Genomic DNA, 24,723 nt, shown 5'->3' on the forward strand with positions numbered 1-24,723 from the left:
CACAGTACATTATTCGTCATTTAATAAAATAGCTTAAATTGCATATAACAAATAATGTTTTGAACTAATCAAAGAGCTTGATCTCTTTTAACACTTAAATCACTCCTTATATGAAACTACCAGGAATCAAATTATACTCATTCCTAACTATATTGATCATACTATCTGCTTGCTCTGGCGGAAGCAAAACCAATTCAGAATCCGATTATGAAGAAGATGAATACACAGAGTACGATGAAGCGGAAATAGAAGAATATACCACTGACGAAGAACCATCATTTGAAATCTCAATAAATGATCAAACTGGTAATGCCAACTACGAACTCAGAAGCTCTAATGCAATAGGCAACGAAAAACTTGCAACGACATTGAATATTTACTGGAATGATGAGTTATACGAAGAATTCCCATTTGATCTTAGTTTGGCGATGATTTCCGATTATACATCAGCGGAATTAAGCACTGGAAGCTATCCAGTAAAAGGATACTTTGATACCACCAAGTTTACGACAAAAAGTTTCGAATTGATAGGAGATTTTCTTGATCAGAGCTTGTACAAGAGCTATTTAGAAGCAAACGCTACTGAAGAGATTGCAGAGGAATATGTTTTCCTGTCAGAAGAAAATAATTTCGTCACAATTGATTCTGCAGACAAATTAGGAAGTGAAGAAGACAGTAAGTATTACGTAGAAGGAAGTCAATCACTGAGTGGAAAACTTGAATTGCATCTTTACCAAATTGCTACCAAAAAGGAAATAACTATTACCGCCAATTATGACATGCAGCATGATTGGACACTCTCAAAAAGTTCAGATGAATGACAGCATCACGGTGAAACAATAAGTCGCAATTCACCTGTCAGTTAGTCGCATTTACGGCAAGAGCATTCAGCATATTTTACAGACATTTGATTTGTCAAATAACGCAAAACAAATCAGAAAATATGACTCGAATCAATCCTTATATTCACTTTAATGGTAATGCTGAAGAAGCATTTACTTTTTACAAAGCGTCATTCGGTGGCGAGTTTGCTGCGATAAATCGCTATGGAGATTTCGCTAGCCCTGACCACCCTAAAGCCGAGGAAGACAAAAAAAGAATAATGCACATCGCCTTGCCTATCGGTGATCATAACCTCTTGATGGGAAGTGACACCTTATCCGTAATGGGTAGGGTAAACGAAAAAGACAATCGAAACAGCATTGCCATCAATGTAGACAGCAGAGATGAGGCTGATCGATTGTTTAAAGGACTCTCCGAAGGTGGTAAGATCGAAATGCCTCTAGCTGATAGCCCCTGGGGATCTTATTTCGGCATGTTCACTGACAAGTTTGGTGTGCAATGGATGCTTGACTGCAATCCAAACGCCTAACTTTCATAACATGAGAAAAGTAATTGCTGCGATCAATACCACTATAGATGGGTTCTGCGATCATACAGCAGGCATAGCTGATCAGGAACTCCATGATCATTATACCGGTTTGCTCAACAACTCAGGAGTAGTACTCTATGGGAGGGTTACGTTTGAATTGATGTCCTATTGGAAACCATTCCTGGATAAACCGTCAGGAGATTCATCCTTGGATGATTTTGCTAAAGCTATTGATCGAATACCTAAAGTAATCTTTTCTCATACTCTAAGTAACCCTCATTGGGATACTGCAACCCTGGCACAAAAACCAATTCAGGAAATTGTAGAAGACCTCAAGAATCAATCTGGAAAAGACATTTTGGTCGGCAGCAGAAGCATGATCAATCAGCTGATGAAGCTAAAACTAATTGACGAATACCAATTGTGTATTCACCCGGTAGTTATAGGAAAAGGTTTACCACTTTTTGATGAAAACATTGATCGTACTGTTTTTCAATTAACCAAAACAAAAACATTTAAATCCGGAGCAATAATCCTTCATTATCAAAAATGTGAGTAAACATCTTGCCGTTTATTTTGATAATCACATTACTAATACGTTATATTTGATGCCAGATATGAATTACTAACCTTCAGCAAGTTAGTACCCCCAGATATGTAGTTAATAAGTGAACACTTAAATTTTTGTTAACTATATATTACACCTATGCGCTACATAGCATTTTTAGTACTTATTATCTTCATTTTTCAAGGATGCAAAGAAGAAGATTCTGCACCGAGTAATGTACACGAAGGCAACTTAAAACTGACAACTCAAGAAGAAATTGATGCCATGGCCTCCTCGCCAATCACAATCATCAATGGACATCTCACAATCGGAAATTTACTCCGCAGTAATGATGACATTACTAATTTAAAGGGATTAAGTAATATTATTCAGGTCAACAATGATCTAGAAATCTTTTCTAATGATGCCCTTACTAGTCTGGAAGGACTTGAAAACATTGAGATAGTACCGAGCGATTTATCAATTGTCTCTAATTCGAATCTGACGAACCTCGATGGATTGAACAATCTTAAAGTCATCGAAGGAGGTGCTTTTATTTGGGATAACGACAACCTGGAAAGTCTGGCAGCATTGGCCAATTTAGAAGAAATTGGAAGAGACCTATATCTGACTGAAAATCACAAACTCCAAGACTTAAAAGGTTTAGAAAAAATCACCATTCTAAATAGAATAGTAGATATCGGAGACAATGCATCCTTGGCCTCTTTGGAAGGATTACAAAACGTAGTTTCTATAGACACCGTAATGAATATTTTCCAAAATCCTATGATGTCCAATTTAGATGGCTTGAGAGGCTTAAAATCTGTAGGTCATTACATAGCCATCTGGGAAAACGACCAACTGGCTGACTATTGTGGGATTCAGGAAGTATTTAACAATGGTTACTCTGGAAAATACAGTGTACATGATAATACATACAATCCGACTCAAACTGAATTGAAAGAAGGAAACTGTAGTCAATAAGATCATGTTATGACGAGAAGTAAGTAGAGCCTACTTACTTCTTGTTCTTCTCTTCATTTTCGCAATTCGGTCGAGGTAATACTCTCGCAGCTCATCGATAAAAGTATTCGGATCCTCGTAAGTGGTCCAAACCTTGTAGGTGTATCTATTTTTTGCTGCTTCCAACTCCGATTGTAAACGAGCAATTTCATTCTTAAGATGCGCCAGCATATCCACATCAGCCGTTACCAGCTTCGCAGCGCTTTCCTTCTGAACCAAGCCTACTGCAAGAATATGATTAACATAAGCCTGTAGTGCAGCCAAATCTCCCTGCTGATACAGCTGGATGAGCTGAGTTGTGGCTTCATGAGCAAGGTCTTGTTTATCTTCCTGCATGGTAAATTTGTCCGGATGCACATTCAGCATCGCTTCGCGATAGAGCTTTTTCAGAGCCTTTGCTTCTTCTGAGCTTGAAGTTACCTTTGAAGGTCTAGTTTGCGGAACTAACCCCTTAGGTTCTTTATAATTTTTACCACGCTTCTTCTGCTCCAGGCGTTTTTCCTTTTTAGCCTTCTTCTGCTCCTTATATAATGCTGTAAGCTCCTGCTCCAAAATCAACTCTTCGATCAAAGCAGCCCTAAGTGTCGCTTCAAAAGCTTCTGTAACTTGCTCTACTTCCCTCAACTGAGCCTTGAGCGACTCCAACTCTTTTTGCAAAGTGTTTCGCTCGACTTCATTGATCCTCGATAGCTGATTTTCTGACTCCATGCAGCAAAATTACTTAAGAAGTCATTCTATCACTCGCTTATTCTCCACACTGATTTCAGAGCCTTCGGCCAACAAAACGCTTGTTGGCTCTAGTGAATTCATAAGAGCAAATCGAGAGCCATAATTCTGTTCGAAATCTACATCTACGTTGAAGGATTGGACGGGATATATCTCCCAACTCGGATGTTTCACTTCATATTCCACTGTAGTTCCTTTTGGCCCTTTGGAATATCCCCAATAATGCTCAGCGATAAACTGTTCTTCTGACCCAGCGATCATTGGCATTGAATTGCTTTCACAAACTACCTGCATGAAATGTCTTTTGCCGCCTTTCCGCCAGAAATAGCTAACATCAAGAACTGAAACATTCTTATCCCATTGATGACCCATTCGCACCGTCTCGTAATGCTCTTTGTAAATTGTGTTAGCCACAAAAGTAATAGCAGGTTTAGGCACAAGCTCTTTAATAAAGACCACACCACGTTTCCAATGTGCACCTTCTCTCCTCCTCACATAAAAGCGGAGATTGACTTCTTCAAAATTGATATGAAATGGCACCTTAATTCCTAACAGTTTGGTGTTCTGAAACATGAATCCGACCAAACTCACGTAGCATTTTCCTTCAAATGCATCCAGTTCCGTACCTGGCGGAACATACGGCTCCAAAATCTTCGGGTCAATTACATAATTGAACATGGCTAGTTTGCGCCACTCTGCTTTTAGAAAAGACATAGTCAAACCTATTGTGTTTTGATGTCAAATCGAGATTTATCAACTACTAAATGAGACTCCCCTGTAATCGTGTCAAAATAAACGACAAGATATTTATTTACTTTAAACGATTCGGGAAGTGACGTTTTCCAGTGTTTCAGCAATGGTAGAGAAAATAAATTGAAACCCTTCTTCTCTCAATCGAGTAGGCACCACTCTTCTACTTTTCAAAATCAACTCTGTTTCTGTACCTATTAACCAGGCACCAATAGTGAGCAACCACTTAGGTGAAGGTAAACCAAAAGGCACTTTCAATGCTTTACTCAACTGCTTCATAATTACTGCATTCGGAACAGGATTTGAAGACGCGACATTGTATATTCCTGTAGCTCTTTCATTCTGTATGACCCAATTGACTACTGCAACAAAATCCTGCTCATGCACCCAACTGAAGTATTGTTTTCCACTTCCTTGACGTCCACCCAATCCAAATTGTGTCAGTCTTTTCAATGGAATCAAAGCTCCTCCACTAGCTCCCAAAACAATGGATATTCGCAAAGCAACTTGTCTGACGTTAGGCATTTCAAATTCGAAAAACGTTCGTTCCCATTTCTTGCAAACATCAACTGAAAAACCATCTCCAATCTCTCCCGTTGCTTCATCCATTTCTCGATCTTCTGCATGGCGATAGATGGTAGCTGAAGAGGCGTTAATCCAAAGTTTTGGTGGGGCCTGACACTTTTTGATCGCCTCACCAAGGATATACGTTGCCTGGATCCGTGTATCGTAAATGGCTTGTTTGTTGACTTCTGTATACCGACAGTCCACAGACTTGCCATTAAGATTGATGAGGACATCTGCATTCTCAAGTTCTCTCGTCCAACTTCCAAACAATCTTCCATCCCATTTTACATATCGGATACCATTTTGATCCTCTACTTGTTTTCTGGTCAGAACAACTACTTCAAAGCCTTGCTTCACGAAGTTTTCACTTAGCAACTGACCCAGAAACCCTGTTCCTCCGGCTATGATGATCTTATTCATTTGCTTCCTTTAAATTTTTATACAAACTCATCAAGACAAATCGATGTTCCTGTTCTATTCCCCAAATCTCTAACGGCTTCCAATAAAATCTTGGTCTCAAAACAGACGAATAGGAACTCTTCCTGGTAATTTTTGTAGAGTCACCATTCCTTTCAAAATCATAAGAGGCTTCTTCAAAATGAAACCATTCTCGCCCAGTTAGTGTGTAATCAATTACCTCCATCTCTAATGATTCTCCTGGTTTATAAGCCTTGATTTTAGCTATTATTTCACCATTCTGAAACTTACAAACTCTTAAGGATCCAACAGTATCACCATACAAAACGCATTTGTAAGGAGTTGGCAATCCAATTTTCAGTGCAATTGGTTTATCAGCATTGAGAGTATCCATTTGCTTCACCATATGAAAAACCTCCACTGCATCATAAGGAAGAACTACCGAACTCTCAATTTCTTCCAATTGAGGTTTCGGAGCTAAATGCTGTTCTACATTATCCATCAAGATCAAACCAAGTAATGGAATAAATGAGATTTTAATCTGTTGATCAGGTTTTGACTTTTTGATCAATTTACTTCTTACAAAATGTCCCACTAATACCGAAACACCAAATAGCGGAAAAGCCATCAATACACAAAACAGACCTTCTAATCCCAAAGTCAATAATGTCCCTAAAAAGGCAATTACACCAACAATAAGAGAACTCCAGATTCTACCGTTCTTATCGAGTGTACCAACAGCAAACCCTAAAAAGAACGGAAAAAAAATAAAGAACGAAATTCCATAACTGATCAACTCTAAATGAAGCAGGATAAACCCCAAAGTCAGAACCATTCCTGTTAAAAACCAACTGGAATTAATAAGGTATTTAATCACATTAGACTTCATATCATTACAGGTTTTCGTCGTAACAATTCTTCAATAACCACTAGAAAAAAGATGGCCAAAATCCAGGGAACGCCAAAAAGCATATACAAAAATGAATCACCTTGCCACTCGAAATACTCCTGTCCTAATATGAGAAGCATTATAAAATAAATTGGAACCAGAATGAAATAGATAATCAACAGTCTAGACTTCTTTTTCAACTTGAGCATCAGAAACCAACTCATTCCATATTGATAGCAACCTAGAATAAACTGTAAGAACACTGCAAACCCATACACATCACTCAAGTTGGGCTCTTGCGCGGCAAGAGCAAGGGCCAGAATGATCATCACACTTTGAAAGTAGAAATGAAGCTCTTTCATGATATTGAAATTAATGGACTGCTACTTCTGCCTTGGCTCTATTTCTTAATCGGAAGAACACAAACAGGTTGAAGAAATGCATGGCACCAAGGATCAAAATGATTGCCCCCACTTTCAGACTCAACTTTTCAATCACTGCTTGTACAGAATCAATGTCTCCGATGATCTGCAGTGTGAATACCGCATACCCGACATTGATTAAATAGAATCCAACAATCAATAGCTTATTGACGCTATCGGCCAGCTCTTCATTGCCATGAAAGATGTCCACCAGAAAGATGCGACCATTGTTGAATAAGGTTTTAGCAACCCAAACGGTTAAAATCACTGTGATCGGTAAATACACGCCGTAGGTTAAAATAGAATAGTTCATGATTATAGATTTTAGTTTTATTAATTATTGTATTTTCAGAAATAATTGAAAGTTATTTTCAAAAAAATATTACAGTTTCATCAGCAGCTTGATAAACCAGTTTTGATCTGATTTCACAAACTTATCCAGCACACCATCCACCTTCTCAGAGAAGTCTTTCAGCTCATGAGTAACCTCTTTGAACTCCTCTACCTGCTTTCCAGAGCCCTCCACAGCCTGCACTTGATTCAATACCTTGATGATCGGCTCAATCTCTCTTTTACGACGCTCTCGAGACACTTGTCTTGCCAGTTCCCATACATCCTTGTCGGCTACAAAATAATCCTTGCGATCTCCAACTTTATTTTCTTTGGTTACTATTCCCCAATCCATCAACGCACGTACGTTCATGTTCACATTTCCACGTGACATCTGCAGCTCTTCCATGATTTCATCTGCCGTCAATGGATCTGGACTAATGATCAACAACGCATGAATCTGAGCCATCGCCTTATTGATTCCCCAGTTAGAACCAAGGGTACCCCAGGCTTGAATGAATTTCTGTTTTGCGTCTTGATACTGCATAGTGATACAAACGTAGAGTTATTTTCTAAAGTTTCAAAACTTTTTGAAAGCTTATTAGGAAGCACAGGATTGACCGAAACTCAGCAATATCGAATTAGCACATAGCTTAAATTGGTTAGAATTTAACGCTATTTAAATTACTTAAACACAATTTATTCTTTACATTTTCATATTTAGGCACAAATATTGCTCTAATCACCTTTTTTCACTGTCTAAATTCATTCGCCATGACAAGACTAATTGTGCTACTAGTAGCACTACTACCTAATGCCTTATCGGCACAACAAACTAAATCTATCAAAAGAAGCATTCCCTATTTTGAATGCCATGTTCCAGAACATACTGGAGTTTCTCGGCTACCATTACAGAGCTACTCCGTTGATTCTCGGATTGCCGGCACCATTGCAGATGTCAATCTCACCCAAACATTCATCAATTCATTCAACACGCCTTTGGAGGTAACTTATGTGTTTCCTGGCTCCTCTAAATCCGCAGTATATGGATTGACGATGAAAATTGGTGAGCGAATAGTTGTTGCTAAAATTCAAGAAAAGTATAAAGCAAGAGAGACGTACACTGAAGCAGTACAAGAAGGAAAAAGGGCTTCTTTACTGGAGCAGGTTAGACCTAACGTATTTCAAATGACTGTTGGCAACATTATGCCAAACGACACCATTGAGGTAACACTGCAATACACTGAATACGTTGAGAGCATCGATGGGCAATACCAGCTTATGATTCCGACTACCATCGGTGAACGGTACGGTGGTGAAAACCATGGAGAACAAAGCCACGTCACACCGAGCTATGTGTTATCTAATGAAAGTCCTTATTCAGTAGCTATTCAGGTAGCTATCGCATCTCCTGTTCCAATAGCTGAAGCTAAATCCAACACCCACAGAATCGATTTGAATGTCTCCGATCAGCATCACTGGACAACTCAGTTAAGCCAAACCGAGCAGTTTGCTGGAAATCGTGATTTCATACTGGAATATCGGCTGAGAGGTGAGGCACTAGCCAGTGGATTACTTCTTCATGAAGGTGAAACGGAAAACTTCTTCATGCTTCAAATACAACCACCAAAATATGTAGCAAAAGAAGCTGTTCCTCCACGAGAATACCTTTTCGTTGTGGATGTATCAGGCTCCATGCACGGGTTTCCCATGGAAACCGCCAAAGAACTAATGTTCAATCTTTTAGACGATCTCCGACCTAATGACCTATTCAATGTTTTGCCATTTGCAGGCGCAAGCGATAAACTCTTTCGGGAAAGTCAATTAGCCACCACAGACAACATTAAAAAAGCCCAGCGATACATGCGCTCCAGGATATCTGGTGGTGGCACCAACATGGCATCCGCATTTAGAGACGTTTATCGATCTATGCCCGAAACTCCTTATTCTCGATCCATTATCCTTATAACGGATGGGCATATAGAAGCGGAACAAAAGGTCTTCAGAGAAATCAGGGAAAATCTAAATAAAGCCAATGTATTCGCATTTGGGATAGGATCGTCGGTCAATCATTTCTTAATTGAAGGCGTGGCTAGAGCAGGAATGGGTGAAGAATTCATTGTAACGCATGCCGCACTGGCTAGCGAGAAAGTGAATCAACTCGCTAATTATATCAAGCGACCTGCATTAACGAACATCAAAATTGATTTCAAAGACAACAAAGTCTATGATTTCTCCCCAATCAGTATTCCTGATGTATTGAGTGATCGTCCACTGACGATCTATGGCAAATTCGAAGGCTCCATGACTGATGACATTATCATATTCGGCAATACAGGATCAGATCCCTATCATGAAACAGTCAATACTCCCAATGACTCCAGTTTAACAAATCCTGCACTTCGCTACCTATGGGCACGAAACAAACTTCAGGATCTGGACGACTTTTATGAGAATCGAAACGAACTAAAATATGAAGTCACCAATATCGGATTGAAGTATCATTTATTGACTCCATACACTTCCTTCGTAGCAATGGATAATGAGGTGGCTAACATTTCACCAATGATGGCCTCTTTAAAACAACCTTTAGCCCTACCAGACAATCCTGGATACAATCAAAACAGCTATCGAGGTAGAATGAATGCAACAGGTGCTGTCAGCAGAGCAAGCGGATCCTCTGAAATCCAGGCATTCCTACCTGTACAGTCAGAAGTAAGTGGACCCATAAGCCTTCTTAGATGGCAAAATAACGGCACCCCGAGCAATATGTATACAGTAGTTATTGAGGACATTTACAATAATGAATTGGTGCGTGAAGAAGTATTTGAAGAATACTATTGGATCAATTATGAAGCATTTAACGCTCCTATGGGTTATTATTTAATAAAAATCCATGCGAGAGATGAAGCATCAAGTGAGATTGGCATCAAACATCTAAACACCAATGTATCAGCATTTAACAAACTGTTTGATTTAAACATCAAGTACCCAATTGATGAATATCTCTCAGCTATCGATTCTCTGTACCAAAGTGGAATGAACGTTGACGCTATCACACTAACTGAAATAACCATCATGCACTATCCAGATAGTCTCGAGATCATCGAAATCAGGGAAAGGATTTGGGTTGAGTTAGGGTTGTATTAAACCCAAATTAAGCATTAAAGCATAATTTGCCCGAAGGGCTGACGATTCGCCAGCCGGCGAATGTCAGGACGGTCCGCCGCAGCGGTACCCAATTACGTGAAGTCAGGATGTGACAAGCTTCGCTTCGTCATCACTTGAGTTAAAAAGAAAAGAGACTGTCTCAAAAGTCTTCACCTATGGTCATTCTGAATTCATTTCAGAATCTAATAGTGGGTAATCGGAAAATTAAAGATCCTGAAACAAGTTCAGGATGACTTAATAATTGATTTTGAGACAGCCTCTTTCTTATTTCTTCTTGGTTGTGGATGCTCCACCAATTTTTCCAGAAATATCATGAAGTTTATCAGCAATGGATTCAATTCCCTCAACTAACTGAGCGTTTTGACCATAACCTTTCAATTTTTGCTGCTTCATGAAGTTTTCCAGGATGTGTTGCCATCTTTCTTTAGCTACCTCATCCATTTCATTAGTGAGCTGTTTAAACTTCAAAATATTTGCTTCTGCATTGGATGTCAACGTTTGTGCTTCATTTTCATAGTGTGACTGAACCACTCCTACTACTTCCTGATGCGTCATCATTGGCAATACCTTCTCGGTAATCTTATTCATATCCCTGTAAGAACCTTGTAGCTTAAATGCAGGCTCCACTCGATATTCATCCGACATAGCCGCTGACTTGATATACAGCATATTCACTGCCAATATCACATCACGAACGACTGACAAGTGCTTGACAATGGCCACATATTCCTCCAACTCTTCCACAGTGTGATTTCCTTGAAAATCAATTCCTTCAGAAGAGCCTGTGTCAGCCATTTTGATCACTCCGTGGATGTCATCAATGCTACGAGAAGCCAATCGACTCAAAATCGAATTGGATGTCAGAGAGTTTTCTATGTAGCTCAATTTGAACACTTCCTCCGAATCTCCAATCACATCACCGAGATTGTAGATATCCGCCCTATTTGAAAGCATATCAGGTATCTGAAACTTGTCTCCTGATTCCGTATAAGGGTTTCCAGCCATGACCACACACACTTTCTTTCCTCGGAAATCATAGGTTTTGGTCTTGCCCTTGTAAACTCCTTCTATCTTACGCTGAGCATCACACATGGAGATAAACTTCTGTAAAAACTCCGGATTACAGTGCTGAATATCATCAAGATAGATCATCACATTATTCCCCATTTCGAAAGAAAGGTTGAGTTTCTCCAATTCCTCAGCAGAAGCAGCATTTGGCGCATCAGCAGGATCCAAGGACGTCACCTCATGCCCAATAGCCGGACCATTGATTTTCATGAAAACCACTCCCAATCGGCTGGCGATGTACTCCATCAAAGTAGTCTTACCATATCCTGGAGGAGAAATCAAGAGCAATAACCCCATTAAGTCGGTACGCTTAGCTTCACCAGCTGTACCAATTTGCTTTGCTAGGTTGGCTCCGATCAACGGGAAATAAACCTTATCAATCAGTTTGTTTCGCACAAAGGATGACAACACTCTCGGACGAAACGACTCCAATCGTAGTTCTTTCTTATAATCCTCCGAAAGCTGTTTTTTCAGTTGTTGTAAGCGCAAGTATCCAGGAACAACCTCCTCAACATATGTGGCCTGTTTCTGCAGGAAGTCTGACAGATGAAAATGGTAGTTTCCATCCTGAATCACTTCGTGAGAGCCTTTCAAATGCTCCAAATCTGCAACGACAGATATTTTCTTGACACGCGATTCGATGAATGACTTATTCAAAATCAAAACCGCTACTTCATCGATGTAAGCGGACAGATCTACATCTGACTCAGGCATATACGATTTGAGCCATTGTCTAATCATTCGAACCGTAAGGTTGGGCACTTCAATCGCATCCAATGATCGCTGGAACTCCAGATCCGCTTTCTTTGACTTCAGGTGTTTATTGAATGCCTGATAAAGCTCTGCTGCACCTGTACTTATCGTGAACTCATCTCCACTCAGCAATTCTTCAAACAAGTACTTGGCTGCCTCGCTATACTTGATTTGATGGGAATAATAGGTTGGCTCACATTGAGACAACTCATGCTCCAAATCATCTATGATGTCTTCGAAATCCTTGTTGCCAGGGAATACAGAAAGGACAACAGCTGCCGCTCGTATCTGTCTTAAGAATAAATCTCGCTTAGCATCATCTAGACATTTGGTCCAAAAGAAACTAGCTAGTGCTCGACATGCCGGCGTAAATCGAATGACTCCTGCAGCTTGGCTTAGTTCAATCAACTTATTCAGTATTAAAAGCGTATCAAACTCATGAATTCCTTTCACATAGCCTTCCTGATATCTGGAATTCATTTCTTTCTGAATATAGCTGAGCTGTTCTTCTTCAGATTTTGCGAGATACTTCTCTACAGTTAAGGAGTCTTTAGAACCGATGGAGATCAGCTGATTGTATAGCTGAAAAGCCAGGTATTCTGATCGATAGACATTCTCATTTTCAGATACTAGCGATTGATCCCAAAGATGTCCCAAAGCCTTCAGTTCTTCATTTTCGATAGGCTCGAAGAAATCCGTTCCAGCTAAATGAAAACATGGCACCTTATTTTTCACCACAATGGTCAGGTCTAGAGCCAGTTCATTGGTATAAAACTTATGACCACCCATTTGGAGTACGTTTTCTCCATCTACAAATAGCTCCTGACGATCCTTGAGCTGACGGATAACATCTTCCTGAATGGTTTTCAATTGACTGGAAAGGTCATCTCCCTTCACAGTTTCACCCATTTTCACCAGTTGAGAAACAACATTTCTCACTTTCTCCACCATCAAATCAGAAGCAAAGTATCCGTTGATCTCCTGTTTAGACTTTATCGTATCTGCTTTATTTCGAACCGCCTTTAAGATTCTTTCAGCTGATTGGAATAACTGATTGGCTTTCTTATTTCGCTGCTCAGTCAGATAGACTTTCTTACTCTCAAAAGCATTGTATACCTCTTCACGCTTCTGTGTGATCAGGTCCAGAAAATCTGGAAACTCGGCAAAACGGCCTTCCAGTTCTTCAATCTGAACAACCAATTTGGTCAGGTACTCATCACATTGTTCTGGTGAATCGGAGATATCCAGATAGTTGGTTACCGATTGCTCCAAAAGCTTAATGGTCGCGGCAAATTCTGCTTTTCCTTCTTCAAAGAGTAGTTTTTTTCGTCGGTTGGCAAGTGCTCCCTTAGATTGATTGTATCGACCATAGATATCCGAGATTTTCTCAATAATATCCGTTGTTTGAGTCGCATCGGTAATTTTCAGATTACTTACTGTCTCTATCAGCAAATCCAATTCATTGGCGATTTTGTCTCCTTTGGTCAACAATTCATCCGCCAACACCACCTTCTCAACTGCTTCAATTTGAGCCTTAAATTCTGTGACTTTTTCTTCGAATGGTTTTAGTGCGTGCTCTTGCATTAAGAATCTCACACAAGACTCAGAAACCGTATCACTTGCATTAGAAAGGTCTTCGTTGAATTGATCAAGTTTCCCCTGATCAATGTATCGCATCTCCTTGGCGGTAATCACCGCACCACGCACCTCTCGTATAGTACTCAATAAATCAACATAGGCGTTGATAGAGCCAAATGAAGCTTTTGCCTTTTTGAGTATTTGCTTACGTTGTTCATGGAGCTCTTCCAAACGCTGACTAGAGCTCTCCTGAATTTTACGAACTTTCTCGTACTCACGAACAGCAGATTCTGCTACCTGCCGAATTTCTTTTAAAGGAGATCCCAAATCATATTCTCCAGTTGTGCTTAACCAATGGTAGGTATCTATTACATCGGTCGCTTTCTTAATCACATCCAGGTACAAATCTGCATAGATATCGTCTCTGGACAACAGGTTGATCACATCCTGGCACTCTGCCATGGCACTTACCACTTCCTTATTTCCAATTTTTTGTAAAAAGGAATCCGAAGGTTTCTTGATTTGGAAATCCGGACTGGTAAAAGGTGTTTGCCAAATCTGAATGGCATGATGTTTCTTAGGCTCTGCATCTGCTTTGAACAGACACATCTCACCATTCTCGAAAATGGTAAATCCGTGACAAATAATCGGACTGTCTACAGATTGCGAGATAATGTTGTAGTTGAGTAACAGGTAAATCCCCTCTTCTCGATTGTAAAACACATAGATAAAATCTTCTCCATTGATGGAAGTGATTCTACGCTCGAACAACATGTTCTCTAACCCAATATCAAAAATCTTGAACTCTCCAGACTGCAGGTAATAACCTTTGCTAAACATCAGTCCTTGATCATCTGGAAGCAATACGCACGATTCAGCAATGATATCCAATCGTTTGACCTCATGCAGCTTCTCATTGAAAATGAGATAACGCTCCTTTTCCTGGTAAGGCTTTGCTTTGATGAGGATTAAATTTCCTATTTCGGAATAAGCAAAGTCCGCATCAACCAATGTCTGGTCTTTGTTCACCACATCCTCACGATAGATTCCTTGACCATCCGCGGTGTTGTCTTCTATTTTAATGGTTAGATCTCCGCCGACACATTCTACAAAAACCCGATCCTTGATGGATACGTGTGGATGAACGCCTTCACGAAAATCATCTCTAGTCGTTTTTGTCCATTCAAATTCATGTTGAGGCGGAAACTTGTATTCGTGATCGCTACGATTGTCAATGTAAGTAAGCTTATCACCATTCACCTGCCACTTGAAAGTCTTCACATCTGCAACATCTCTTCCTATCCGAAAAACCATGTACAGATACGGACCTACTGTAGCAAATCTTAAAAACTTGGCGTGTTTGTAGTATTTATAAAGCTTGTGAAAATCATCTAAGAATGTCTTATCGCTGAGAAGTGATTCTACTTTAGATTCTCCAAAACTACGATCTGACTGGTACTCATAGAAACTGAATACATCACCAATTTGTACTTCACTTCGTAACCCAACATGCACATTGTAACCAAACAACAGCTTGTTTTCAAAGGAATACATGTCCCACGGAATACAGTTGTTGGACGTGGAGATACGCTCAGTGGCCAGAACTTTGGTCTCGATTGTACCAAATACGGTCTTGCGCTCCTCATTCAATGCTGTCAGGCGCTCTTTTAAAACACCAGAGTGATTATTTATTCTACCTCTCAGCAGCTCATAGGTACCCGCTTCAAGGTTTTGAGATTGGTTAGCCTCTTTTTCAGCCATGATTTTTTCAGAATAAGTGGACAAAGAAAAATCTAGCCCTCAACCTGATTGAGGGCGGGTAGGTTATCACAAGCCTAGTTTAGAAACTGGCTCGTTGGTGATGCCTAATGATTTAGCTACTTCTCCAAGTCGCTGAACCATTGATTTCTCGTCATCTGTAGTCGCTCTGGACGCCATTTGAAGCAATACCGCGGATACACTTAAGTTTTTGATATCTTCAGAATTCAGCCCAAACTGTTTGATGAAGTCTCCAAGTCTCTCAGTGAAGTTAGATCCGCTTTCAGTACTAAAGAAAGTATCTTTCACCTGAGTCAATACCTCACTATTATGCATTAGTCTATCCACTGATTTTCCTTTCGTAATGGATCCTACTATTTGCTCAAAGAACATCGTCTCACCCCCTACAATTTCGATATTCGCAGCTTTCAACGCCTCAGAGATTACTTGCGCCTGAGAAAGGGCTATTTGCTCCTGAACTGCGATTCTTGACAACTCAACTTCCTTATCAGTAGCAAGCTTCAACTTGAATTCTTCGTGTGATTTACCTTTCTCGTCCAAAGACTTCATCGCTTCGGCTTTCTCTTTAATTCCTTCAGCATCTGCAGTGAATTTCTCTCTCATCACCTTAGCCTCTGCAAGACCTCTCTTCTCTTCTGCCTGTGCCATCAATTCTACTACCTTAGAATCAGACTCACCTTTCTGAAGAGCAATTTTAGCAGCAACGTTTCCAAGTTTCTCATCTGCTTCAGCTTGTGCAAATCCTTTTTCGCGGATTCCCTTCGCTTGCGCCATTGCCTCCATCTCGATGATAGCGGCAGCAGCATCCCCTTCTTTTTCACTAGCGGCAGCTTTCGCTTCCATCACTTGCGCTTCTGACATACCGATTGCAGCAGCTTCAGCAGCTTGTGCTTCTGCCAATGTTTTCTTCGCTTGAGCTTCGTGGATCGCAGCGTTTTCAGAAGCCTGAGCATCTATTAACTTTTGCTTAGCTAAATGCTCAGAAGCTTGTTTCTTCGCTTCCGCATCTTTGATCATTTTCACCAATGCCTCTTCTGCGTCTTTCTCTGCAAGAGTAATGGCCACTTTCTTCGTACGATCTGCCTGAGCAATCGCCTCGATATCTTTCATGCGCTCCTTCTCTTCCACCACCGTTTTCTCGATGGATACACGCTCACGGATAACATCCTGAATATTCTTTCTTTCCTCTTCTACCGCTTTTTCTTTCTCAATGCGAGCGATCTCTACCAAACGTTCTTTCTCGGTAAGTTCCAATAGACGAGCTCTGTCTACCTTCTCATTTTCTACAGCTTCAGTTCGCTCTTTGTTTTTGGCAGCCACTAAGACTTCACGAAGCTTGTTTTCTTCTGCAACATGTAGCTCTTCTTCTGTTTTGATTCGAGCTCTTTCTGACTTTAAGCGCTCTTCTTCTTTGACTTTAGCTGTTTCAGCTTCTTCCCTTGCTTGGACTGATTCAATCTCTTTCTTTTGTCGAGCCTCAGCCTCAGCCTGCTGTCTTTCTAGTTCTAGAATAGTCTCTTTAGCTTCAACATTTTGCTTGGTAAGGGTCTTTTCCTTTTCTCTTTCAATTTGGTTAGAGAGAATTTTCTGAGCAGATGTTAAGTCAATGATCTTTTTGATACCTTCTGCATCCAAGATGTTGTTTTCATCCAGCTCGTTCATGGATGTTTGTTCCAGATAGTCAATCGCACAGTCATCCAATACATAACCATTCAAGTCAGTACCAATAATGTTCAAAATATCCTGTTTGAAATTATCTCTACCTGTATATAACTCAACGAACTCAAAGTTTTTACCAACCGTTTTCAATGCTTCTGAGAACTTTGCGTCAAAAAGAAGCTCCAGTTGCTCATGATTAGAAGCTCGTTGACTACCAATGGATTGGGCCACTTGCTTCACATCTTCAATGGTCTGATTGACCCTAAGGAAGAAGGTAACTTTGATATCAGCTCGCATATTGTCTTTACAGACAAGTCCTTCACGACCTGTTCTTGCAATTACAATTGTTTTGAGCGTGATATCCATTATTTCCAGCTTATGGATAATAGGGAAAATCATTGCTCCGTTGAAAAACACTTTGGTTCCTCCTACTCCAGTACGGACTAGAGCCTGGCCCTGATGGGCTTTTTTATACATTCGTGCAAAAGCGACAATAATTCCAATAAGAAATATACTGATCGCGATCACACCTGTGGTCATAACAGATGAAGTCATAAGGTTAAGTATATTAAGATTAATAAGGTTCTACGTAATAAAAATTACCTGATTGGACATGGTCAATAACAAGGGCAGTTTGTCCTTTTTCGATAACCAGGCCTTCTTTTGTTTTAACATTAATCAGGATGGAGGTTCCACCAACATTGATTTCCGCTTGGCTTTTTCGATCCGCTGTGATAGGGAGTTTGGCCACACAGATACTACCGACTATATTTTCCACAGCTTCAGTTTCACTCTTAATTTTTTTGAAAAAAAGAGCGAATGGAATAGTGAGAAATTTGGCAACAAAGAGACAAACAATCATTGATGGCGTAAATACAATCAGGCCTGTCAAAAAGGAGTTAAACCCAAGCAGGTCATTCCCAATTAAAGTAACTACCCAAAGCGGGATTACATAAAAGGTTAAGAAGATCATAAGTGGTAATTGATCCAGGTTAAAAAACGCCAGTACCGAAGCAAATCCGTTTACATCAAGATCAACATCTACATCCACAGAGTCGATATCTAGCACTCCCAGTATTACTATGAGCCAATAGACGAGTACAAAGATGAATAAACAAGTGGGGATTATGTTTACTCCACTAAATGCAAATTCGAGGAGCTCTTTCATAGTTAAACAGTTATGTATCGGGTAAAAAATGATCTAAGTGCCGGCTTGGTTAGGCATCAAACCGAACACTTTCAAATATCATCATGAAGTTGATAGGTTCAACCAAAAGGAAGGATATTTATTTATCCTTGTTCATGCCAAGCTTGGCTTTCATAGCAGCCAACTCATCAGAGGCTTTCAAAGAAGAGCCATCCAATGCTTTATCAATCTCATCATCCAGCGTTTTTCTTTCATGAGAGATATCACCATATGCTTCGGCAAGTGCCTCCTGCTGAGCAACCTTGTCCTTCATGCGTTCTAACATGGCCATGGTACTAGAAGAGTCGATTTGTGCCATTTGCTTATTTACTTTAGTAGCAGCTTCGCTTACTTTCACTCTTGCTTTCAACGTTTTCAGCTCGTTCTCATATCCACTGATATCAGATTTCAGCTTTTTCACATTGGCTTCCAGTTGGCTCACGTTCTTATCAAAACGCTCTTTCTCCGATTTGCTCGTAAGAACAGCGTTAGCGAATTCTTCTTTTTTCTTCAATGCTTCAGTAGCCAATCGGTCTGCTTCAGCTTCGCTGATTTCACCAGACTGTGCTTTCTTCAACAAGGCAAAAGCTTTGCTTTCGTATTCTTCAGCCTTTGACTGATTGTTTTCCACGTCATTCTTAGCGCGAATGGCCATTGCCTTTACTTCAGCTAAAGATCTAAGACTCTCATCCAAATCTTTCTTTAAATCGCGGATACCTTGCTCAGTCATCTTGATTGGATTTTCCAATTTATCAATGGCTGAATGTGTCTCGGCTTCTCCTACCTTAAATAGTCTCTTAAAAACATTCATGATATTAAATTTTAGTAATGACTCAATTCTTAGTTTTTGCTAAATCTGATTAATTCATCGGCATATTCGCTCAACAGTAAACTCAGAGAGTTTAAAGTAGCCTCCAATTCATTTGGATCAAGATTTTCGCATTCATGCGTATTTCTGAACAACACCTTCTTACCGGTATCATCCAGGGCAAATGCGCCATGAATAATGTCCCTGTTTTTCTTCAAGAGTTCTTTGAAAACTTCAGTAGTCTCGCTCTTAATTTCAAAAAGATACTGCTCTACAATCAAAATCGGATCAGCGATGATCAAGACAACATTCTTAATCCCGTGATGCTCATTTTCAATGACGAACACTCCTTCTGCTTCATCCTGCTGGACTATGTGATAGTCAAGTTCCAATAAGTACTCTCTAATTTTTTCAAAATGTGAGTTCATGTAAGTTGTCATTTAGGTGATGATCGAAAATACTAATTACGCCACTGATTGAGTATGATTACTTCGAAGTTTTCTCAATTAGATAGCTTTGATATCGAAATCATAAGTAATTTTACGAAAGATAATGACAAAAGTTATAGCATGGCTCAAAATATTAGCAAAAAATTATCTTTTATTGGTGAGAACATCAAAAAGATAAGACAAGTCAAAAGAATCAGTCAAGCTGAATTTTCATCTCTTTTCAATCTGGCGAGACCAAGTATTGGTGCGTATGAAGAAGGGAGATCTGAGCCTAAAATTGATACAATCATCCAAATAGCTCATCACTTTAGAATATCGATTGATGTACTGCTTACCAGAAAGCTTACGGTAAGTGAGATCTATAGCCTGGATCGGTTAAATGAGAAGCTTGACAAAGCCCACAATCTGGAACCTACGAGCAAATATCCTGAAGCAATAGCCAGCAAAACCGGAATTCCGCTGGTTAAAAATAATCATTATCTAGACTACATTGTCAATTACCAAACAGCAGACTTTCTCAACAAACTTCCAGTAATTCAATTACCGATTGATAACCCTAACAATCTCAGAGCCTTCGAAATGAACGGCAGTGAAATGGAATACCACCAACAAGGTTTACACCACGGAGATTTATTAGTGGGCAGATCACACTCATTGGAAAATCTGGAAAACCTAGTAGGTAAAACAGTATCCATCGTACACAAAGAAAGCATCACCACTCGAAGATTAAGATCATTCGATATTTCTCAAATTACGCTAATCACAGATGACCCGAATTACCCTGCTATGTCTATACCCAAAGAGGACATATTGGAAATTTGGCATATCGAGGCTGCATACTCAACATACCTAAATCCTCCTACTTTGCTGGAAGAACGCGTTCTCATACTGGAAAAAACTGTAGAGGAAATCAAAAAAGGAGTTTCTAAATAAGCGAAGAAAAAATTAGGCACAACCTTTTAAAATTTATTTCCGTACATTTACTTTGTATTTCAAAGTGCTTCGCATGACTAAAGAAAAATACTTAGAAGATCTTAAGGATATCAAGTCCATCATGGAGCGATCGTCTCGCTTCATTTCATTGAGTGGATTATCTGGTGTAATGGCTGGACTATTTGCGTTGGTCGGCGCATACCTGGCTTATCAGACAGTCTATCAGCAGCAAGATTATTTAAGTTATCGTCGTGCTGACATGACCGCAGATAACATTATCCAATTGTTAGGCATAGCTATTGGCGTATTGGTATTATCTATAGGTGTGGGAATCATTTTCACTCAGCGCAAAGCAAAAAAGCAAGGTCAAAAACTATGGGATAGTCAATCGAAGCGAGTGGTGATTAACATGTTAATTCCATTAGTAGCAGGAGGACTGGTTTGTTTAATTCTTCTAAACAACGGGTTCATAGGCTTGATTGCACCATTGACATTAGTCTTCTATGGATTGGCTCTAGTCAATGCAAGTAAGTATACACTTTCAGATATCAGAAGCCTGGGAATATTAGAAATCGTACTTGGATTGATCGGCTGTCAGTATGTTGGCTTTGGATTGATACTTTGGGTGATAGGATTTGGTATCTTGCACATCGTTTACGGAATAGTGATGTACGTAAAGTATGAGAAGTGAAAGAAATCCTTAAAGATTTAAATAAAGCATTTGAGAATAAAACCCGTCTGGGCATCATGTCTGCCCTGATGGTGAATGACTATATGGATTTCAAAAACCTGAAGGATCTATTGGATGTCACTGATGGCAATCTGGCCTCTCACTTGAAGGCCCTAGAGAAAGTAGATTACATCTCAGTGACCAAGGAATTCATAGAGCGCAAACCCAATACTAAATACCAGGCAACCAAAGAAGGCCAGATTGCTTTCAAAAAGCACATTCAAGCAATCGAGCAACTACTTAAATAAAAATTTTTATCTTTTTACTTTGTATTTCAAAGTTCTTTCAAAATAAATATTATGAACACAGACTCCACACTTCCAGATCGACTCAACAATTGGATGAAGCATTCAGTAACGTTGAAATTAATCAGCATTGCAGTTCTTATATTAATCCTCCTCATTCCCACAAGCATGGTGAAGGAAATCATTTATGAACGAGAAACATTGAGCCAGGACGCTATTCAAGAAGTGAGTTCTAAATGGGCGAATAATCAAACAATTAAAGGACCGATTCTAACCATTCCGATCACTTATTATTCAACCATTAAAAATGAAGATGGATCATTCACTGAAATATCCAGAAACCTAAATATTCTACCCGATGACCTTCAAGTCAACGGTCAAATTGATCCCGAATCTCTCAAACGCGGGATATATGAAATTGTCGTTTACAAATCAAAAATGAATGTAAATGGCAGTTTCAGCTTCAACCCAAAGTTTGACAAAACCAACTTAAAGCAAATCCATTGGGATCAAGCATTCCTTACTTTAGGAATCACTGATTTGAGAGGCATAAAAGACAACATCAATCTAACCTGGGGGGACAAAAAGCTTCACGCAGAACCAGGTTCAAAAATAATGGACCTAATAAGTTCAGGTGTAACTATTGATCTTCCTAAAATTGATCAAGACAAACAACAAAACATCAACTTCAATTTTGGTTTAAACCTGCAGGGCAGCGAAAACCTTTCTTTCATTCCAATTGGGAACACTACTGAGATTAAACTCACTTCTTCATGGACTGACCCTAGTTTCAATGGAAATTTCCTACCAAATGATCGATTGATTGATAAAAATGGATTTAGTGCAGATTGGAAAATACTCCAACTCAATAGAAACTTCCCACAAAGTTGGATCAATGACAAATACAGTAATTCCTTAGATCAATCCGCTTTCGGAGTTGATTTAATGCTTCCTCTGGACGATTATCAAAAATCAATGCGATCCGCCAAGTATGCCATAATGACCATTGCCCTTACCTTCTTAATTTTCTTCCTCGTAGAAGTGCTAAATGGAGAAAAAATTCACGCATTTCAATATACACTCGTGGGGTTATCACTTTGCCTATTTTATGTTCTATTAATATCAATTTCAGAACACTCCAATTTTAATCTAGCATACATCATCTCAGCAATTGCTGTAATTGGAATGATCTCCTTATACTCTATCAGTGTTTTTAAAACCAGAAAAATCACATTGCTCTTATCAGCAGTGCTATGTGGTGTTTATGGCTTCTTATTCGTCACTCTCCAATTGGCCGATTTCGCATTACTACTCGGATCAGTAGGTTTAGCACTAATTCTTGGAGCCACCATGTACTTCACCAGAAACATCAACTGGTACGCTATTGGCAAAACAAGACTCTCTTCCTGATTTCAGTCAATCGACGATATTCTAAAAGTCAAAATCATGATTATGAAAGTCAAAATGATTTTACCTGCATTGGCAGAAGCAGAAAGTCCTTTCTGGCGCCCAATCAAATATTCCTTATTTCCTCCACTTGGTCTAGCAACTCTAGCTTCGTATTTGAGTTCAGATGATGAAGTAGAGTTGGTAGATCAGCATGTCGAAAAAATCAAACTAGATGATTCTCCTGATTTAGTAGTTATTCAAGTCTACATCACAAATGCCTACCGCTCTTATCAAATAGCAGATCATTATAGGCAACAAGGAACATATGTCATCATGGGAGGACTACACGTCACATCTTTACCCGATGAAGCCTCGCAGCATGCTGACAGCATCTTTATAGGGCCCGGAGAGGAAGCTTTCCCTCAATTTCTAAAAGAATTCAGAATTGGAAAACCGAAAAAAACGTATTCCTCCAATGTAAGAACTCTCACAGGGATCCCTCCAATCAGGAGGGATCTCATCAAGAGAGAAAGGTATTTAGTTCCGAACTCAATTGTCGTAACACGTGGATGCCCGCATCACTGCGACTTCTGTTACAAGGATGCTTTTTTCGAAGGTGGAAAAAGTTTTTACACCCAGGAGGTTGACGATGCACTGAGCGAAATTGATCGTCTTCCTGGTAGACATCTTTACTTTTTGGACGATCATTTGCTTGGTCATACTCGTTTTGCAACTTCTCTCTTTGAAGGAATGAAAGGCATGAACAGAGTCTGTCAGGGAGCAGCTACCATCGATTCAATTCTAAGAGGAAACCTTATCGAAAAAGCCGCAGAGACTGGACTGAGAAGTCTTTTTGTGGGTTTTGAGACTTTTTCACCTCAAAACCTAAAACAAAGCAACAAGAAGCAAAACCTAAAGAAAAATTATGAAGAGGCTGTAAAAAGATTACACAGTCTTGGAATTATGATCAATGGTAGCTTCGTCTTTGGACTGGATGATGATGACCAAGACGTTTTTAAAAGAACGGTGGACTGGGGAGTCGCAAATGCAATCACCACATCCACCTATCACATACTTACTCCCTATCCTGGAACTGCACTTTACAAAAGCATGGAAAAGCAAAACCGGCTAACGACAAATAACTGGGATTTATACGACACAAGACATGTGGTTTACAAAACTACTAAACTGACTCCAGAAGAACTGAAAGCAGGATATGATTGGTCGTACAAAGAATTTTACTCATGGACCAACATTCTGAAAGGCAGTTTAAATCATGAAGTACCGAAACATCAGCTAAAGCACTTCCTCTATGCTGGGGGATGGAAAAAATTTGAACCACTTTGGAATTTCATCATCAAAACAAAGGGTCTCAATCAAATGCTTCCGCTTCTTGAAGCCATTCTATCTAAAGTTAAAGACAAAACACAACCAATAGAACATGTATCAAATTCGCTCATTTCTAAACCATCAATCAGCTATGAACATTAAAAAACATCTACCAAAGGCCGTTTTTTTCCTCTTCTTCACCTTCATCTGTTACATCATCTATGCTGCCGATACCAATAATGGTTTCTGGCTGATGAAAGTAGCCGAAAAAATAAAATACGGAGATAAAATTGGACACCTGGTGCTCTACGGATTACTAGGAATGTTTCTAAACATTGCACTTAAAAATCGCATGATTCACAACACCAAACTTCCACTTGGATCTGTGATTGTTTTGATTTTCGCCATCGCGGAAGAGTTTACTCAGCTAGCATTTGAAACGAGAACATTTGATTATATCGATATGCTTTGTGATGTGATTGGGTTAGGAATTTTCAGTCCAAATCTGGTTGAAAACCTTAAAAAGTCAATGAGTAGACTGACTTCATAATTTTATGTAATTTCAGTTTTTATGCTAATTCTCTTGTATATATCCCGGTGAAA

23 protein-coding genes are annotated in these 24,723 nt (G+C 39.5%); 11 read left to right on the forward strand and 12 right to left on the reverse strand.

Annotated elements, in window-relative coordinates:
• Nucleotides 1-110 precede the first annotated feature (110 nt).
• From NXS00_RS20505 to NXS00_RS20520, 4 genes are all read left to right on the forward strand, one after another.
• Complete coding sequence (locus NXS00_RS20505) at nucleotides 111-821, forward strand: hypothetical protein (RefSeq protein ID WP_258101142.1); 711 nt, start codon at nucleotides 111-113, stop codon at nucleotides 819-821.
• 122 nt (nucleotides 822-943) lie between these two features.
• Entirely contained in the window at nucleotides 944-1,372 is a 429-nt protein-coding gene (locus tag NXS00_RS20510; protein ID WP_258101143.1) for a VOC family protein, read from the forward strand.
• Nucleotides 1,373-1,382: 10 nt separating this feature from the next.
• Entirely contained in the window at nucleotides 1,383-1,931 is a 549-nt protein-coding gene (locus NXS00_RS20515; protein WP_258101144.1) for a dihydrofolate reductase family protein, read from the forward strand.
• Between the two features lie 147 nt (nucleotides 1,932-2,078).
• On the forward strand, nucleotides 2,079-2,903 hold the full coding sequence (locus NXS00_RS20520; RefSeq protein WP_258101145.1) for a receptor L domain-containing protein: 825 nt from the start codon (nucleotides 2,079-2,081) through the stop codon (nucleotides 2,901-2,903).
• A 30-nt stretch (nucleotides 2,904-2,933) separates the two neighbouring features.
• Here the strand turns inward: NXS00_RS20520 and NXS00_RS20525 are convergent, their stop codons facing one another.
• From NXS00_RS20525 to NXS00_RS20555, 7 genes are all read right to left on the reverse strand, one after another.
• Nucleotides 2,934-3,650, reverse strand: coding sequence for a hypothetical protein (locus NXS00_RS20525; protein ID WP_258101146.1), 717 nt, complete (start codon nucleotides 3,648-3,650; stop codon nucleotides 2,934-2,936).
• Between the two features lie 21 nt (nucleotides 3,651-3,671).
• Nucleotides 3,672-4,382, reverse strand: coding sequence for a YqjF family protein (locus tag NXS00_RS20530; RefSeq protein ID WP_258101147.1), 711 nt, complete (start codon nucleotides 4,380-4,382; stop codon nucleotides 3,672-3,674).
• A 102-nt stretch (nucleotides 4,383-4,484) separates the two neighbouring features.
• A complete protein-coding gene (locus NXS00_RS20535; protein ID WP_258101148.1) occupies nucleotides 4,485-5,405 on the reverse strand; it encodes a TIGR01777 family oxidoreductase in 921 nt (306 codons plus the stop codon).
• Nucleotides 5,398-6,291, reverse strand: coding sequence for a polyketide cyclase (locus NXS00_RS20540; RefSeq protein ID WP_258101149.1), 894 nt, complete (start codon nucleotides 6,289-6,291; stop codon nucleotides 5,398-5,400). Before NXS00_RS20540 ends, NXS00_RS20535 begins: the two co-directional genes overlap by 8 nt.
• Entirely contained in the window at nucleotides 6,288-6,653 is a 366-nt protein-coding gene (locus NXS00_RS20545; protein WP_258101150.1) for a hypothetical protein, read from the reverse strand. Before NXS00_RS20545 ends, NXS00_RS20540 begins: the two co-directional genes overlap by 4 nt.
• Nucleotides 6,654-6,663: 10 nt before the next feature.
• The gene (locus tag NXS00_RS20550) at nucleotides 6,664-7,026 is read right to left on the reverse strand and encodes a hypothetical protein (protein ID WP_258101151.1); all 363 of its coding nucleotides are present in this window, start codon (nucleotides 7,024-7,026) and stop codon (nucleotides 6,664-6,666) included.
• A gap of 69 nt (nucleotides 7,027-7,095) precedes the next feature.
• Nucleotides 7,096-7,590, reverse strand: a complete 495-nt coding sequence (locus tag NXS00_RS20555) for a GbsR/MarR family transcriptional regulator (RefSeq protein ID WP_258101152.1) — start codon at nucleotides 7,588-7,590, stop codon at nucleotides 7,096-7,098.
• Between the two features lie 227 nt (nucleotides 7,591-7,817).
• Here NXS00_RS20555 and NXS00_RS20560 point away from each other — a divergent pair, with 227 nt between their 5' ends.
• Nucleotides 7,818-10,193, forward strand: a complete 2,376-nt coding sequence (locus tag NXS00_RS20560) for a VIT and vWA domain-containing protein (RefSeq protein ID WP_258101153.1) — start codon at nucleotides 7,818-7,820, stop codon at nucleotides 10,191-10,193.
• 285 nt (nucleotides 10,194-10,478) lie between these two features.
• Here the strand turns inward: NXS00_RS20560 and NXS00_RS20565 are convergent, their stop codons facing one another.
• From NXS00_RS20565 to NXS00_RS20585, 5 genes are all read right to left on the reverse strand, one after another.
• Complete coding sequence (locus NXS00_RS20565; protein ID WP_258101154.1) at nucleotides 10,479-15,374, reverse strand: DNA repair ATPase; 4,896 nt, start codon at nucleotides 15,372-15,374, stop codon at nucleotides 10,479-10,481.
• A 66-nt stretch (nucleotides 15,375-15,440) separates the two neighbouring features.
• A complete protein-coding gene (locus tag NXS00_RS20570) occupies nucleotides 15,441-17,606 on the reverse strand; it encodes a flotillin family protein (RefSeq protein ID WP_258101155.1) in 2,166 nt (721 codons plus the stop codon).
• Nucleotides 17,607-17,625: 19 nt separating this feature from the next.
• Nucleotides 17,626-18,219, reverse strand: coding sequence for an OB-fold-containig protein (locus tag NXS00_RS20575; RefSeq protein ID WP_258101156.1), 594 nt, complete (start codon nucleotides 18,217-18,219; stop codon nucleotides 17,626-17,628).
• A 118-nt stretch (nucleotides 18,220-18,337) separates the two neighbouring features.
• Complete coding sequence (locus NXS00_RS20580; RefSeq protein WP_258101157.1) at nucleotides 18,338-19,048, reverse strand: PspA/IM30 family protein; 711 nt, start codon at nucleotides 19,046-19,048, stop codon at nucleotides 18,338-18,340.
• 29 nt (nucleotides 19,049-19,077) lie between these two features.
• Nucleotides 19,078-19,473 carry a YbjN domain-containing protein gene (locus NXS00_RS20585; protein ID WP_258101158.1) on the reverse strand — a complete coding sequence of 132 codons (396 nt, stop codon included), beginning with the start codon at nucleotides 19,471-19,473 and terminating at the stop codon, nucleotides 19,078-19,080.
• Between the two features lie 141 nt (nucleotides 19,474-19,614).
• Between NXS00_RS20585 and NXS00_RS20590 the strand changes: the two genes are divergently transcribed.
• From NXS00_RS20590 to NXS00_RS20615, 6 genes are all read left to right on the forward strand, one after another.
• The gene (locus tag NXS00_RS20590) at nucleotides 19,615-20,427 is read left to right on the forward strand and encodes a helix-turn-helix domain-containing protein (protein WP_258101159.1); all 813 of its coding nucleotides are present in this window, start codon (nucleotides 19,615-19,617) and stop codon (nucleotides 20,425-20,427) included.
• A 73-nt stretch (nucleotides 20,428-20,500) separates the two neighbouring features.
• The gene (locus NXS00_RS20595; protein WP_258101160.1) at nucleotides 20,501-21,118 is read left to right on the forward strand and encodes a hypothetical protein; all 618 of its coding nucleotides are present in this window, start codon (nucleotides 20,501-20,503) and stop codon (nucleotides 21,116-21,118) included.
• A complete protein-coding gene (locus NXS00_RS20600; protein WP_258101161.1) occupies nucleotides 21,115-21,405 on the forward strand; it encodes a winged helix-turn-helix domain-containing protein in 291 nt (96 codons plus the stop codon). The genes NXS00_RS20595 and NXS00_RS20600 overlap by 4 nt, the downstream gene beginning before the upstream one ends.
• Before the next feature lie 51 nt (nucleotides 21,406-21,456).
• Entirely contained in the window at nucleotides 21,457-22,812 is a 1,356-nt protein-coding gene (gene creD / locus NXS00_RS20605; protein WP_258101162.1) for a cell envelope integrity protein CreD, read from the forward strand.
• Between the two features lie 42 nt (nucleotides 22,813-22,854).
• Nucleotides 22,855-24,282 (forward strand): B12-binding domain-containing radical SAM protein, encoded by a 1,428-nt coding sequence (locus NXS00_RS20610; protein WP_258101163.1) that lies wholly within the window; start codon nucleotides 22,855-22,857, stop codon nucleotides 24,280-24,282.
• The gene (locus NXS00_RS20615; protein ID WP_258101164.1) at nucleotides 24,272-24,670 is read left to right on the forward strand and encodes a VanZ family protein; all 399 of its coding nucleotides are present in this window, start codon (nucleotides 24,272-24,274) and stop codon (nucleotides 24,668-24,670) included. The genes NXS00_RS20610 and NXS00_RS20615 overlap by 11 nt, the downstream gene beginning before the upstream one ends.
• Nucleotides 24,671-24,723: the final 53 nt, after the last annotated feature.

The sequence above is a fragment of the Marinoscillum pacificum genome, assembly GCF_024714495.1.
Classification (GTDB): domain Bacteria; phylum Bacteroidota; class Bacteroidia; order Cytophagales; family Cyclobacteriaceae; genus Marinoscillum; species Marinoscillum pacificum.

What these genes read in the sequence shown, in the direction of transcription:
- creD (WP_258101162.1), top strand. Translation starts at nt 21,457, where the DNA reads ATGAACACAGACTCCACACTTCCAGATCGACTCAACAATTGGATGAAG.
- NXS00_RS20595 (WP_258101160.1), top strand. Translation starts at nt 20,501, where the DNA reads ATGACTAAAGAAAAATACTTAGAAGATCTTAAGGATATCAAGTCCATC.
- NXS00_RS20575 (WP_258101156.1), bottom strand. Translation starts at nt 18,219, where the DNA reads ATGAAAGAGCTCCTCGAATTTGCATTTAGTGGAGTAAACATAATCCCC.
- NXS00_RS20545 (WP_258101150.1), bottom strand. Translation starts at nt 6,653, where the DNA reads ATGAAAGAGCTTCATTTCTACTTTCAAAGTGTGATGATCATTCTGGCC.
- NXS00_RS20610 (WP_258101163.1), top strand. Translation starts at nt 22,855, where the DNA reads ATGAAAGTCAAAATGATTTTACCTGCATTGGCAGAAGCAGAAAGTCCT.
- NXS00_RS20530 (WP_258101147.1), bottom strand. Translation starts at nt 4,382, where the DNA reads ATGTCTTTTCTAAAAGCAGAGTGGCGCAAACTAGCCATGTTCAATTAT.
- NXS00_RS20550 (WP_258101151.1), bottom strand. Translation starts at nt 7,026, where the DNA reads ATGAACTATTCTATTTTAACCTACGGCGTGTATTTACCGATCACAGTG.
- NXS00_RS20515 (WP_258101144.1), top strand. Translation starts at nt 1,383, where the DNA reads ATGAGAAAAGTAATTGCTGCGATCAATACCACTATAGATGGGTTCTGC.
- NXS00_RS20510 (WP_258101143.1), top strand. Translation starts at nt 944, where the DNA reads ATGACTCGAATCAATCCTTATATTCACTTTAATGGTAATGCTGAAGAA.
- NXS00_RS20535 (WP_258101148.1), bottom strand. Translation starts at nt 5,405, where the DNA reads ATGAATAAGATCATCATAGCCGGAGGAACAGGGTTTCTGGGTCAGTTG.
- NXS00_RS20570 (WP_258101155.1), bottom strand. Translation starts at nt 17,606, where the DNA reads ATGACTTCATCTGTTATGACCACAGGTGTGATCGCGATCAGTATATTT.
- NXS00_RS20585 (WP_258101158.1), bottom strand. Translation starts at nt 19,473, where the DNA reads ATGAACTCACATTTTGAAAAAATTAGAGAGTACTTATTGGAACTTGAC.
- NXS00_RS20615 (WP_258101164.1), top strand. Translation starts at nt 24,272, where the DNA reads ATGAACATTAAAAAACATCTACCAAAGGCCGTTTTTTTCCTCTTCTTC.
- NXS00_RS20540 (WP_258101149.1), bottom strand. Translation starts at nt 6,291, where the DNA reads ATGAAGTCTAATGTGATTAAATACCTTATTAATTCCAGTTGGTTTTTA.
- NXS00_RS20565 (WP_258101154.1), bottom strand. Translation starts at nt 15,374, where the DNA reads ATGGCTGAAAAAGAGGCTAACCAATCTCAAAACCTTGAAGCGGGTACC.
- NXS00_RS20520 (WP_258101145.1), top strand. Translation starts at nt 2,079, where the DNA reads ATGCGCTACATAGCATTTTTAGTACTTATTATCTTCATTTTTCAAGGA.
- NXS00_RS20580 (WP_258101157.1), bottom strand. Translation starts at nt 19,048, where the DNA reads ATGAATGTTTTTAAGAGACTATTTAAGGTAGGAGAAGCCGAGACACAT.
- NXS00_RS20590 (WP_258101159.1), top strand. Translation starts at nt 19,615, where the DNA reads ATGGCTCAAAATATTAGCAAAAAATTATCTTTTATTGGTGAGAACATC.
- NXS00_RS20505 (WP_258101142.1), top strand. Translation starts at nt 111, where the DNA reads ATGAAACTACCAGGAATCAAATTATACTCATTCCTAACTATATTGATC.
- NXS00_RS20525 (WP_258101146.1), bottom strand. Translation starts at nt 3,650, where the DNA reads ATGGAGTCAGAAAATCAGCTATCGAGGATCAATGAAGTCGAGCGAAAC.
- NXS00_RS20555 (WP_258101152.1), bottom strand. Translation starts at nt 7,590, where the DNA reads ATGCAGTATCAAGACGCAAAACAGAAATTCATTCAAGCCTGGGGTACC.
- NXS00_RS20560 (WP_258101153.1), top strand. Translation starts at nt 7,818, where the DNA reads ATGACAAGACTAATTGTGCTACTAGTAGCACTACTACCTAATGCCTTA.